This is a genomic window from Actinoplanes sp. NPDC051537, from assembly GCF_055586105.1.
In genome coordinates this window covers 190,957-204,085 of sequence record NZ_JBVJIU010000002.1, presented here as the reverse complement: position 1 = coordinate 204,085, position 13,129 = coordinate 190,957, and the positions used below count along the sequence as shown (strand labels likewise).

At 74.6% G+C, this 13,129-nt stretch carries 7 protein-coding genes; 3 read left to right on the top strand and 4 right to left on the bottom strand.

Annotated features, from left to right (window positions below):
* Positions 1 to 63 precede the first annotated feature (63 nt).
* Positions 64 to 4,923, bottom strand: coding sequence for an NACHT domain-containing protein (locus tag ACZ6TB_RS04700; RefSeq protein ID WP_465550607.1), 4,860 nt, complete (start codon positions 4,921 to 4,923; stop codon positions 64 to 66).
* Positions 4,924 to 5,099: 176 nt separating this feature from the next.
* Between ACZ6TB_RS04700 and ACZ6TB_RS04695 the strand changes: the two genes are divergently transcribed.
* Positions 5,100 to 5,234, top strand: coding sequence for a hypothetical protein (locus tag ACZ6TB_RS04695; protein WP_465550605.1), 135 nt, complete (start codon positions 5,100 to 5,102; stop codon positions 5,232 to 5,234).
* Here ACZ6TB_RS04695 and ACZ6TB_RS04690 read toward each other — a convergent pair.
* Together ACZ6TB_RS04690 and ACZ6TB_RS04685 are read right to left on the bottom strand one after the other, a co-directional pair.
* Complete coding sequence (locus ACZ6TB_RS04690; RefSeq protein WP_465550603.1) at positions 5,231 to 5,608, bottom strand: VOC family protein; 378 nt, start codon at positions 5,606 to 5,608, stop codon at positions 5,231 to 5,233. The genes ACZ6TB_RS04695 and ACZ6TB_RS04690 overlap by 4 nt on opposite strands.
* Positions 5,609 to 5,652: 44 nt before the next feature.
* Entirely contained in the window at positions 5,653 to 6,693 is a 1,041-nt protein-coding gene (locus tag ACZ6TB_RS04685; RefSeq protein ID WP_465550601.1) for an asparaginase, read from the bottom strand.
* Positions 6,694 to 6,798: 105 nt separating this feature from the next.
* On the opposite strand from ACZ6TB_RS04685, the gene ACZ6TB_RS04680 reads away from it, so the two are divergent.
* Positions 6,799 to 7,437, top strand: a complete 639-nt coding sequence (locus ACZ6TB_RS04680; RefSeq protein ID WP_465550599.1) for a 4'-phosphopantetheinyl transferase family protein — start codon at positions 6,799 to 6,801, stop codon at positions 7,435 to 7,437.
* A gap of 53 nt (positions 7,438 to 7,490) precedes the next feature.
* A complete protein-coding gene (locus ACZ6TB_RS04675) occupies positions 7,491 to 10,304 on the top strand; it encodes a M36 family metallopeptidase (protein ID WP_465550597.1) in 2,814 nt (937 codons plus the stop codon).
* Here the strand turns inward: ACZ6TB_RS04675 and ACZ6TB_RS04670 are convergent.
* Positions 10,283 to 13,066, bottom strand: a complete 2,784-nt coding sequence (locus ACZ6TB_RS04670) for an ATP-binding protein (protein ID WP_465550595.1) — start codon at positions 13,064 to 13,066, stop codon at positions 10,283 to 10,285. The genes ACZ6TB_RS04675 and ACZ6TB_RS04670 overlap by 22 nt on opposite strands.
* Between the last annotated feature and the right edge of the window lie 63 nt (positions 13,067 to 13,129).

The following is a 13,129-nucleotide window of genomic DNA, read 5'->3' as shown; positions in this document are numbered from 1 at the left end:
CCAGATCCTCGAGCTCGCCAGCTCGCCGCGGGTACCACCGACGCCGCGCGTCACCACGGTTCGCTACAGCCGTGCCATGCGGGCCGCCGCACGTTCCGCGATCGCGTGCACCCGCGGGACCTCCAGCGGTTCGGTGGCTGCGACGCCTCGTGCGACGAAGAGCTTGACCACCACCGAGCCGACCCGGAAGACGTAGAAATACATGGTCATCTCGACGTCTGCAAACGGCATCGGACGCGCGCCGCCGAACACCCGGCATTCCTCGCCCACCGGGGGCGCATCGGGGATCGGCGGGTTGCCCTCGCTGTTGGCCAGGACCCGCTCGGCGTGGTAGGCGGCCGCCGACTTGGCGTCGGGGAACACGAAGCGGATGTCGACGAGCCGCCAGACGGGGCTGGTGTCGGGGGACAGCCAGACCCGTAGGCCGGTGCCGAGGCCGCCGCAGGCGGCGAACGCATAGTCGCCCGGGTCGGGGCCGAGGTCGCTGGAGTCCTGCACCAGCTGCATGCCCGGCAAGTCCTCGGCGGTCAGGTACAGCGCCCGGAAAGGCTCGAGGGCCGGAGGCGGCCCCGGATCGGGGATCGGGTCCGGGTCGCGGGCGCCCGGATCGGCGACTCCATCAAGATGTCCCTGTACCGCCGGACCGACGACGGCCTGCGCCGCACGGAAGGCGGTGTCGAGGCGCGCGAACACCCCCGTGCCGGCGAAGTCGGCGAGCGGGGTCACAGCGCGCCGCAGCCCTTCCATCAGCGGCTGCCAGCCCGCGTCCAGCTGCAGCCGGGCTACGGCGACGACCAGCTCCACGTCGCGGGCCTCGGCCGCGGCCGCCAGCAAGTCGGCGAGCAGGTCGACCCGCAGGTAGACGTTCTCGATCCGGGCGATCTGATCCCAGGCTGCCCGGACGAGCCCGGCGTCGCCCGCGGCGAGCATCAGCAGGCCCATGGCCGCCGACCACGGGTCCGCCCCGGCGAGTGCGACCTGTTCGCGATCGGTGAGCTCCCGGCGGTCGTCCTCGTCGAGCCACCTCAGCGCGGTCGCGACAGCCATGGCCCGGTGCGCGGGCGCGAGGCCGGCCGGCGCGTCGTCCAGCACCTCGCGGACGGCGGCGGCGAGCTCGGCCGGGTCCCGCGTGAGAGCCGCCACGAACAGGCCGCCGACCAGCTGCCGGCCGGGATCGCGTATGCCGGCGAGGATCTCCGCGGCCAGCTCGCTGTCGAGCGGCGTCACCGCCCAGAGCGCGGCCAACCGGACCAGGTCCTGCTGGATCGGGTCGGGCATATCGTCGGCCGTGCCGACCGCGTCCCGCACGAAGGCGACGACCTCGTGGCCGTCGGGGTGGGCGGACACCGGACCGTACAGCCGGTCGACGAGGCGCTGGGCCCGCAGCGTCGCCGACAGATACCAGGATTGGCCGGCCGTTGCCAACGCGGTCGCGGTCGCCTCCAGCTCCTCTGGCAGCAGGAGCGCCGCCTCCCACCGGGCGCGGGCGGCCGGGTCCAGGTACCGCAGCGTCGGCGCCTGGTCGATCTTGGTCATGTCGAGCTCGGCTGTGTAGCGGGGCAGCGAGACGGCGGCCCGCCCGGCCGCGGCCACCGCGCCGCCCATCCGGGGGTCGCCCGCCTCCGCCAACGACGCGATCAGCGCTGCCAGCGCGATGAGCCGCTCGGCCGGGTCGTCGAGCCATCCGGTGAGCGCGATCGCCGCATCCCGGTCGTCGGCGGCCACCGGCGTCACGGCGGCGGCCAGCACACCCGCCCACGACGGGATGCTGCCCCGGGTGCCCGGCGCCATCTGCATGCTGCGGGCCACATCGGCCGGGTCGACGAACGGAATCCGCTCGCGGGCGCCCTGCCAGTAGTTGAGGCAGTTGCTCATGTACGTGACGAAGTTCGTCATCCGGAGCAGGGAGGGCTCCCCACCGGCGCCGTCCTCCGCGGGACGGCCGTCCTCCACGGGACGGAAGAAGCCGCCGTGGACGAGCCGCCCGTCGGTGCGGCCCAGGCGGCTCTCGTGCTCCGGCATGCAATCCTCGAGCAGCGCCCGGGCGAGGGCGGGGTCGCCGTCGCTTGCGTCGATGCCCAGGCAGGCGAGCGCGGACAGCCGCCCGTCGAACGAGTCCCATGGGCCGCCGCTGATCCAACTGCCCTCCATCAGCCGGGCCAGCCGCAGCGCGCGCGGCGGGTCCCACGTCCGCACAGCGCGGGCCGCCATGCCGAGCGTGCTGGTGATGCGGCTCTCGTAAGGGTCGGTGTTCCTCGTCGCGGCGGTGACGATCAGCTCCTCGGCCTCGTCGGCCAGCGCCCGCGCCCGGTCCGGGTCGACCGGGTCGAGGGCGACGGCCAGCTCGGCGATGGAGTCGGCCGGCCCGAACCAGCCCAGCCCTCGCTCGTGCGCCAGCACCCGATCCGCCAGCGCCGAGGCCTGGTCAGGATGCCCGAGCACCGCCCACAGCCGTACGGCGCCGATCTTTTCCCAGCTTCCCGACGTGTCCGCGTCGGCGATTCGGTCGAGCAGCTCGTCGGCCAGGTCGGGGTGGGCGGCCGAGACGATCTCGGCGGCGGTCAGCACGTGGCGCATCTCCACCTCGGACGCGGCCGCGTCCGCGCGCAGTTCGGCCGCGAAGCCTTCGGCCCGGTCCGGGTCGGACTCCCGGCACGCCGCGACGACCTGCGCCAGGGCCGGCAGCGGCTCCTTTGCCCGGCCGTTGGCGACGTCCTGCACGGCCGTCGCCAGCAGGCGATCCCGCTCCGGGGTGCCGACCAGCCGGGCCAGTTGCGCCGCGGCGGCGGCCCGGCCACCGGCCATGCGATCGATCAGGGCCGCCCGCGCGTCCGGTGGCCGCGCCCCGGCCGCGGCCTCCAGCACAAGATCGTGGATGCGATGGGCGTCCCATTGCGGTTCGGCGCCGGCCGCGAGGGTCAGCGCCCGGTCGAGGTCGTACGGCGCGAGGGCGACGGCGGCTGCCTCGACCGCCTCCCGGTTGCGAACCCCGATGAACAGGCTGTTGTCGATCACCGGCACCTCGGTGGCCGCCGCGACCAGCAGCTCGGCGCCGTCGCACGGACCGAGGCGGTGGCGCTCGGCGGCGGGGGTGCAGGCGACCAGCGCCTGCGTCGCGGCGAAGCGGTGCTCGCCCGGGGGGAGCAGCTCGATGCGGGCCTGCGCCTCGTCGACCCGGCCAAGGCGGGCCAGCAGGCCGAACACAGCCGGCGCCAGGCGAGTCCCAGCGGCGCCGAGATCGGCCCGGACCAGGGCGAGGAACAGCGCGTCGGCCAGCGTGTCGGCCGGAGCGCGGCCCGGGTCCCGGTGCGACAACGCCGCCTCGACCAACCGCTGGAAGGGCAGGTCGGTGAAGAACCGCCGCCGCGACTCGGCCCGCATCCCCGCGGTGACCAGCTCGATGATCTGCCCCTGCCCGTCCGGGCCGAGCTCGGCGAGGTGGCCGGCCAGGTGCAGCAACGCGTAGTCGTCGAGGGCTGCCCAGTCGACCTCCGCCCACGGCGTGGCGCCCCGGCAGGCCCGAACGACCCGCCGGTGCCACTCGCCGCCGCGAACGAACAAGTCCGGCGCGTCGCGCTCGGCCTCGCCGGTCAGGAACTCGGCCACCGACGGGTGGAAGAATCGCCAGCGCTGCTCGACGTCGTCGAGCAGCGGCCGCAGGAGCTGGATCACGCCGTCGGTGGCGCTGGGCCACACCCGGACCGACCCAAGCCGGGCGAGCTGAGCGGCGGTCAGCGGGGCGCGGGCCACCGCCAGCACGGCGACGAGCCGCTGCCCGGCGCCCTCCCAGGCCGGCACGAGCTCGTCGCCGGGACCGCCCGGGTCCTCGACGTCGAGCGACCCCAGCCGCTCGATCTCGGTGCGCGCGTTGCGCAGAAAGACCGCGTACAGCGCGCCGAGGCCGGCCGGCAGCACGTCCAGGCTCAGCAGGCGACCGGCCAGTGCGTCGTTGCCGTCCGCCACAGCCGCGTCGAGGCCCCGCTGCCACGCGCGCAGGTAGGCGAAGTTGCCCTCGGAGGCGTCGGCGACGCGATCGGCCACCAGGCCGGGGTCGGCGACGCGGGCCGCGATGCCGGGCGCGCTGAGCACGCCGGTCGCGAAGCCGTGCGTGTCGGCCCGGACGGCGCCGGCCAGCTCGTTGAGGTCGATCGTCTCCAGGTGCCCGGCGCGGACGCTCTGCAGGGTCGCCAGCCGCGGGTGGGGCCGCGAGGAGAGGACGATGCGGACGTTCGGCGGCAGCTGCGGGCTGCGCTCCAGCCAGTCGAGAACGTTCATCCCGCCGCGGAAGCGCAGCGCCTCGTCGATCGCGTCGACGAGGACGACGATTCGCTCACCCGGCGCCGTCGAGGCCAACGCCGCCGCCGGGTCGAGCAGGGCCAGGAACTGCAGGTTCTCCTCGGTGAGCAGGCGCGGGTCCACGGTCGCGCGGGCGACGTCGAGGCCGATGAGCCGGCCGCCGAGGTCGGCCACGTGCTGCTCGACGCGGATCGCGGTGCGGTGGAACGGCGAGACGGTGAGGTCCTCGATCCGTACGCCGACTACGATCGCGCCCTGGCCGGCGGCCGCGACTCGCTGGTTCACCACCACCGTCAGCAGCTCGGGGTCGAACAGCTCGGGCCGGTGGGTGGCCAGCTGGTGGCCGGTCCGCAGGAGCATCGAGACGGCGTCGCCCCCGCTCAGCGGCGTGGTGCTGTCCCGGCGGATGAAGTAGCGCGCCCAGCTGGGGTGGCGCGCGGCGAGGCCGGCCATGAGGCCGCTCTTGCCGGCGCCGGGTTCGCCGACCACCAGGACGTAGCGGCAGTCCCGCCGCTCCAGCCGCTCCTGCACGGCTTGTTCCAGCCAGGCCCGGCGCACATAGGCCGGGTCGTCCACGTAATCGCGGATGACGTCGTCGAAGAACAGCTCGCCGGCGGCGGCGGTCACCGTCCCATCCGCTTGATGTCAGCGCCGACGATGTCCGAGGAGGCGTCCTTGATCTCCTGCCGCACCTTGACGCGGCCGCTCACGAGTCCCATGACAATGCCCTCCCGTCGCCGTTCGGCCAGTGTCATCGTCGTGCGAACCGGACCGCACCGGCAACGCCGGTTCAGGCAGCCCTGATGTCCAGCATCCGACTGCGCGGCCTTTCCACGCCAGTCGAAGCGTTGCCGGTGCAGGTCGCTCATCCTGCGCCGCCGCCCGGCCCGGCCCAGGCCGTGATCCTCGGCTACGAGTGCGGCCTGGCCGGCGGCTAGCCGTTGGGCCGGTATTCCAGCGCCTGGAGCGACCGGCTGTTGCCGTCCGGGTCCGTGAAGTGGACGAAGTTGCCCCACGGCTGCGGGTCGACCTCGGTCGCCTCGACGCCGGCCTCGACCAGCTGCTTGCGGGCCGCGTGGGCGTCGGCCACCACCACCTGGATCTCCTGCGTGCCCGGCGTCTTCTCGGTGATGCCGTCGCCGATCACGATCGAGCAGGCCGAGCCGGGCGGCGTCAGCTGCACGAACCGCAGACCCTCGCGAACCTGGGCGTCCATGTCGGCGTTGAAGCCGATCCGCTCGTAGAACGCCTTGGCCCGGTCCACGTCGGTGACCGGCACCGGGATGAGCTCGATCTTCCACGTTGCTGTCATGACCTCATCCTGCCCGCCGTTGCGGTCAGTTTCCGACCGCAATGTCACCCGCCGGCGCCGTCATCCTCGGCGGCGCGGTCATCGGCGGCGCCGCCATCCCCGGCGCCGCCATCCCCCGCGGCGCCCAGCGCGGCCGCGACCCCCTCCCGATCGACCCCCGCCGCGAGGGCGAGGTGCAGCAGGACGCGGGCCTTGTAGGGGTGCAGCAGCCCGGCCGAGATCAGGCCGCGGCCGAGCAGGTCGCGTTCGGAGCCGGCGAAGCCGTAGGTGCCGGCCAGGACCGGTCCCGAGCCGGTCCGCGAGGCCAGCACGACCGGCATCCGGCCGGCCGCCTCGGTCAGCGCGGGCAGCCAGGCCTCGGGCACGTGCCCGACCCCGAAACCGGCGATCACCAGCCCGTCGACGCGACTGGTCAGCGCCTCCAGGACGCGGCCGTCGTCGCCGAGCGTCGCGGTGCAGAGGGCCACGACCGGGGTGGCCGCCGACGGCGGCGGGAAGGGCAGGACGTGCCGGCGGACGAGCCGGTTGACGATGCGGGCCCGGTTCTCGATCACGTAGCCGAGCGGGCCGCCGTCCGGGGACGCGAACGTGGCCGTGCCGGTCGAGTGCGTCTTGCGAACCCGGCGGGCCGCGTGGATCTCGTCGGCCAGCACGACCAGGCAGCCCAGGTCGCGGGCGGTGGCGCCGGCCGCGACCTGGACGGCGGCGAGCAGGTTCGCCGGCCCGTCGGCGCCGGCCAGCGTCGGGTTGCGCATGGCGCCGGTCACCACGATCGGCTGCGGTCCCCGGTGCAGCAGGTCGAGCGCGTACGCCGTCTCCTCAATCGTGTCCGTGCCCTGCGTGACCACCACACCGTCGCGCCCCGCGTCGAACTCCCCGCGGATGACCGCCGCCAGCTCGATCACGTCGTCGAAGCTCAGCGAGGCGCCCGGCCGCGCCCGGAACGTCATCGCGTCGACGTCGGCCAGTCCCGGAACGGCGTCGAGCAGCTGCCGGACACTCAGCGCCGGAGCAACCCCGCCGCCCGCCGCCGAGGTCATGGCGATGGTGCCGCCGAGCCCGATCACCAGAACCCGTGCGGCCAAGGCGTGGGCCTTTCTGGGGGAGACGGGACAGGGCGAGCCTAGCCGCCGGGCGCGGAGTGGCAGGCTTGGTCGCCGGAAGCGGAATCGCAGGACCGAGGAGCCCAGGTGATCGACCAGTTGCTGCCGTCGCCGGAGGTGGCCGCGGCCGAGGCCCTCGGTGACGTGCCCGGCGAGCCGGTCTTCCCGGGCGAGGAGCACCTGGTGGCGACCGCGGTCGACAGCCGCCGCCGGGAGTTCGTCACCGCGCGGCGCTGTGCGCGCGAAGCGCTCGGCAAGCTGGGCATCGCGCCGGTCGCGATCGGCACCGGGCCGAGACGCGAGCCGCTCTGGCCGCCGGGGGTGGCGGGAGCGATCACCCACTGCGCCGGCTATCGGGCCGCCGCCGTCAGCACCAAGCTGGCCGCCGTCGGCATCGACGCCGAGCCGAACGAGCCGCTGCCGCCGGGCGTGGGCGAGCACGTCCTCGCCGGTGGCGAGCCGGGCATGATCGCCGAGTTGAAGAAGGCCGATCCGGGCGTCCACTGGGGCCGGTTGATCTTCAGCGCCAAGGAGTCGGTCTACAAGGCCTGGTATCCGCTCACCGGGCGGTGGCTGGGCTTCACCGACGCGGTCGTCACCCTCGACCCCGCGGCCGGTACGTTCGAGTGCCGCCCGCTGCTCGACGGCGGCCCCCGCCTGGCCGTCCTCGGCGGCCGCTTCCTGCTCGCGCGCGGCCTGATCCTCACTGCCGTGACGGTGACCTGAAATCGACCCCGATAGCTGTTGATCCTGATCAATGGCTTTGCCAGGCTGGCCGGGTGAAGACGTTAATCGGACGTACCCTCGCCGGCGGCGCCGCTCTGGTCGTCGGCATCGTGCCGGCGGCCATCGGCGCCGGACCCGCGGTGGCGGCACCGACGCGCGCACCCGCAGCGCCGGCCGCCGCTCCCCAGAACTACGACGCGCGGCATGATCCCGCCGTCTCCGGCATGCTCGAGACCAAGGCGGCCATGCTCGCCGCGAAGCCCCCGGCCGCCGTCAGCGGCATGCGCTCGGAGCTCGGCGACCAGGGCATCGTCGACCTCGATCCGCTGACCGGCACGCCCCGGCAGGTGGCCCGGCTGGACGGCTTCCTCACCGGGCCGTCGCGCAAGCCGGCCGTCCGGGTCGCCCGCGACTACCTCAAGTCGCACGCCGGCCTGTTCGGCGTCGATCCGGCGACGCTGACGCTGCGCCGCGACTACGTCGACGTCGTCGGCACCCACCACCTGAGCTTCCTGCAGCGGGTCGGCGACGTGCCGGTGTTCGGCAACGGCATCCGGGCCGACGTGGCCCGCAACGGCGCGCTGGTTCAGATGACCGGCTCGCCGGTGCGGCAGCTGCCGGCCGGGCTGGCCGGCGCGCGGATGACCGGCGCCCAGGCCCTGGACACGGCCCGCCGCGACGCGCGGGAGACCCGGGCGACCGCCTCCGACAAGGCCCAGCTGGTCGCCTTCCCGACCGTGGCCGGACTGCGCCTCGGCTATCAGACGCTCACCATGCAGTCCGGCTACCTGCACGTCGTCGACGCGCAGACCGGCCGGATCCTCTACCGGCAGAGCCTGACCGACCACGACGCCGGCCCGGACGCGCTGGTCTGGGACAACTACCCGGGCGCCCCGGCGGGCGGCAAGCAGCGGCCGGTCTCGCTGGGCAAGTGGGTCACCCCGTACGCGAAGAATCTCACCGGCAACTCCTCGCACGTCTTCTCCGACCTCAACGACAACAACGTCGCGGACGCCGGCGAGGAGGTCGGGCAGAGCTCGCCCGGGCACTTCCGGTACCCGCTGAAGACGTTCCCCGGCGACCTGTGCTCGGCGCAGTTCCAATGCACGTGGGACCCGTTCACGGCGTACTCGTGGCAGGCGAACCGGGCGATGGACGCCACCCAGCTGCTGTACTTCACCTCGGTCTTCCACGACCACCTGCTGGCCGCGCCGATCGGGTTCACCCGGGCCGCCGGCAACTTCGAGACCCGTGACGGCGACGCGGTGCAGGTCAACGACCTCGACGGGGCGAACACCGACAACGGCTTCCCGGACGGCGCGCACGTCGACAACGCGAACATGTCGACCCCGCCCGACGGCACCGCGCCGACGATGCAGATGTACCTGCAGCCGGCCCCGAACACGCCGACCGAGGACGACCCGTACGTGCCGTCCGACGTCGGCAACGAGGCGTCGTCGGTCTACCACGAGTACACGCACGGCCTCTCCAACCGGCTCGTCGTCGACGCGGCCGGGGTGTCCACCCTCAACGGCCCGCAGTCGGGCGCCATGGGCGAGGCGTGGAGCGACTGGTACGCGTACGACTATCTCCAGGCCGCCGGGCTCGAGCGGGACACCGCGAAACCGGGCGAGCTGGTGATCTTCGAGTACTCCACGGCGGGCGCCAACACGATCCGCACCCAGCCGCTGGACTGCCCGGTCGGCGCCTCGGCCACGGTCTGCCCGGGTACCGCGACGGCGGGGCCGGGCGGGTACACGTACGGCGACTTCGGTCATATCTCGCGGCGCGGCCCCGAGGTGCACGCCGACGGCGAGATCTGGGCCGAGACGCTGTGGGACCTGCGCACCGCGATCGGCAGCAAGAAGGCCGAGTCGCTGGTCACCCGGGCGATGGAGCTGGCCCCGGCCGACCCGTCCTACCTGGACATGCGCAACGCGATTTTGATGGCCGACCGGGTCGTGACCGGCGGCCGCCTCCAGCACGACATCTGGAAGGTCTTCGCCCACCGCGGCATGGGCTTCTTCGCGGCCGCCGTGGACGGCTCGGACACGGCGCCGGTCGAGGACTTCTCGATGCCGCCCTCGCCGCACGCCGCCCGGGGCTCGATCTCCGGAACGGTCAGCGACCAGGACAGCGGCCGGCCCGCGGCGGGAGTCGCGGTCACCTTCGGCGGGCACAGCTCCGGGTTCGCCGGCTCCTACGCCGCGGTCACCGGCGCCGACGGCCACTACAAGATCAACAACATTTTCGCCGGTACGTATCGGAAGGTCGCGGCCGGCGGAGGCGGATACGAGAAGCAGGTCAAGACGGTCACCGTGACCAGGAAGCCGGGCACGGTCGACTGGAGCGTCCGACGCGACTGGGCCGCCTCCCTCGGCGGCGCTCAGGTCGCCGACTTCAACGGCGAGGACAACAGCGACTTCGGCTGCGGTCCCGGCCAGGCGATCGACATGTCCCAGGGCACGGGCTGGAGCACGGACGCCGTCCTCACCGGCGGGACCGCGATCGAGCCCCGCTTCCTCACCATCCAGCTGCCGGCGGCGATCGACCTGAGCTCGGTCGAGATCAACCCCACCGGCAACTGCGGTGACGACCCGAGCGCGTCGACCGGCGACTACCGGGTCGAGACGTCACCGGACGGCAGCGCCTGGACGGTGGCGGCGAGCGGGCACTTCGGGCCGGCCGACCGCGACCGGATGAACTCGGTGACCCCGGCGGCCGGCGCCACCGGCGTGCGGTTCGTGCGCTACACCATGCTCGGCACGCAGGTCGCCGACGAGGGCGGCACCTGCCCGAGTCAGTTCAGCGGCTGCGCGTTCGCCGACACCGTCGAGGTGGCCGTCTACGGCGCCGCCACCTCCTGAGGAGAGGGACCGGGCTCGCCGCCCAGGCGGTTGGCGAGCTCGGTCCTCGACCGCACCGACAGCTTCCGGTAGATCCGGGTGAGGTTGGCCTCGACGGTCTTGACCGACATGAACAGCTCGGCCGCCGTCTCCTGGTTCGAGCGGCCGGCGCCGACCAGCTCGGCGACCCGCCGCTCGGTCTCGGTGAGGCCGCTCGTCGTGGGGTGCAGCCCCACCCGGCCGGCCTCGAGCCGGGCCTGCTCCGCCCAGCGGGGAACGCCCATCTCCTCGAAGGCCGACGCGGCCGCGTTCAGCGTCTCGCCGGCCAGGCCCTTGTAACCGGCGCGGCGGTATACCTGGCCGAGGGCGAGCCGGGTGCGGGCCGCCTCGAACGGGCACTCGGCGCCGGCAAGGCCGGCGATCGCCCGCAGCTCGGTGAGAGCCGTCTCCACGTCGCCGCGGGCGGCCTTGCGCAGCGCCTCGCATCGGTCGGCCGCGACCGCCGCCTCGGGCCGCCCGGCCGCCGCCTGGCGGCGCAGCAGCGTGATGGCGGCGTCGACGTCCCGCATCTCGCCGGTCTGGAGCGCGGCGTCGGCGTAGTCGACGGCCCACAGCATCGCCTCGAGGTCGACCATCCTGGTGCTCGCGAAGATGCCGGCGAGCTCGCGCAACGGCTCCAGCGCCGCCGGCCAGTCCCGCGCCGAGGCCTCGACGAAGCCGAGCTGGGCCAGGAAGCCGCCGCGCCAATAGGTCGACTCCCGGATGCGCGGCGCGGCGACCGCCCGCCGGGCCCACTCGCGGGCGACGTCCAGATCGCCGGCGTGGCCGTCGACCAGCACCCGGGCCATTGCCTCCGGCGACGTGTAGGCCGCCGACCAGTCGCGGCTGGCCGCCGTCCACGCGCCCAGCCGGGCCGCCTCGTCCAGTGCCGCCCGGGCCTCGCGCACCTTCGACGAGCGGATCAGGATGAGGACCAGGCCGACGTACAGGAGCGACAGTTCGCCGTACCGGCCGGCGTCGACGGCCCACGCGATGCCGTCCCGCACGTGCCGTTCGGCCGTGTCGTCGTCCCACGCCGCGTAGAAGCCGCGGATGAACGCCAGCCACGACGGCGACAGCGGCGGCTCGGCCCGCTCGGCCAGCGCCTCGACGTCGCGCAGCGTCCGCGCCGGGTCGCCCGTTCCCCAATGCCGTTCGATCGCCAGCCGCTCGCTCAGCGCCGCCGGCTCGACCTCCCGGAGCCCCAGCGTGGCCGCCTCGTCGATCGCGGCAGCGGCCATCTCCAGGCCGCGCGGGCCGTCGCCCTGGAGGCGGCAGAGCGCGGCCAGCGCGCTCAGCAGGCCGGCCCGGACCTCGCTTCCGGCCGGCGCCAGCCCGAGCGCCTCCTCGGCGAGCGCGCGGGCGGCGCCGACGTCGCCGGCCAGCCGGACCCGCCGGGCCAGCACCTGCGCCCGCTGCTCGGGCAGGGTGGCCAGCGCCGATCCCTTGTCGAGGGCGGCCCGCGCCCCCGTCTCGTCGCCGGCGTCACCGTAGATGTCCACCGCCCGCAGCCAGCGGTCGAGGCCGCCGGACTCGGCCGGGGTGGCCAGGGCCGCCGCCTCCAGCAGCTCGCCGGCCGGCCGCTGGGCGCCCCGCTCGCGGGAGATCCCGGCCGCCCGCTCCAGCTCGGCCGCGACCTGCTCGTCGGGGGCGGTGACCGTCCGGGACCGGTGGCGGGCCCGCTCGACCGGGTCGTCGAGCGCCCCGGCCAGCGCGCGGTGCGTCCGGCGCCGGTCGGCCGGGCTGGCGGCGTCGTAGACGGCCGACGCCAGCAGCGGGTGGGAGAACGCGATCGCCGAGCCGGCGCCGACCCCGGCCACCTCGGCGTCGATCGCGGCCTCGAGGGCCTCCTCGAGCCGGTCGGCGTCCACGATGCGCCGCGCCTGGGCCACGGTGAGCCGGCCGGCGGCGGAGGCGAGGAGCAGGACCTCGCGGGCCGGTCCGGGTAGCCGTTCCACCCGCTCCCGGAGAAGATCGGCGAGGCTCGGCGGTACGGGAACGACGCCGCCCCGCCACGACGAGGCGCCGGCCTCCACGGCCCGCGCGATCTCCAGGGCCAGCATCGGGTTCCCGCCGGCCGCCCGGGCCACCCCGGCGCTCATCGGCGGCGTCCACCGCGGACCCAGCCGGTCGCGCAGCAGCTGCCCGACCGGCCCGTCGGCCAGCGGCGGCAGCACGAACTCGCGCCGCGGCTCGGGCAGGCACCGGATCAGGTCGGTGCCGGAATCCGGGTCGGGGCGGGTGGCGACCAGGACGCTCAGCCGGTGCGGCCCGGCCGGGATACCGCGCAGCGCGAACGCGAGGCTGCCGAGGGTCGCCTGGTCGAGCCACTGCAGATCGTCGAGCACGAGCACGACCGGCTCGATCTCGCACAGCCGGGTCAGCAGCCCGCGGACGGCCAGCGGCACCGCCAGCGGGTCGACCTCACGCCCGTCCGGCTCGGCCCGCTGGAGGGCGACCGCCAGCGCGCGCTTCTGCGGTCCGGGAAGGTCGTCGTCGACGCCCGCCGGGCACTGGCGGACCAGCTCGGCCAGTCCCGCGAAGGGCAGCCCGTGCTCGAACGGCGTCGGGGTGACGGCGAGGACCCGGCGCCCGGCGATCCGCAGCGCGACCCGCACGAGGGTGCTCTTGCCGGAGCCCGGATCGCCGATCGCGACGGCGCTCCCGCCGTGCTCCATCAGGTCGGACACCACACGGAGCGCGTCCTCGCGGCCGAACAACCCCTGCTCGGCCGGGTTACTCACCCGCACATCATCCCCACCGCCCCTCGGCCCTGTCGAGGGTTGTCCCCGATGCCTCCCCTCGAC

Coding starts and splice junctions, on each gene's coding strand:
- ACZ6TB_RS04695 (WP_465550605.1), top strand. CDS start 5,100: ATGTCCAGCATCCGACTGCGCGGCCTTTCCACGCCAGTCGAAGCGTTG.
- ACZ6TB_RS04690 (WP_465550603.1), bottom strand. CDS start 5,608: ATGACAGCAACGTGGAAGATCGAGCTCATCCCGGTGCCGGTCACCGAC.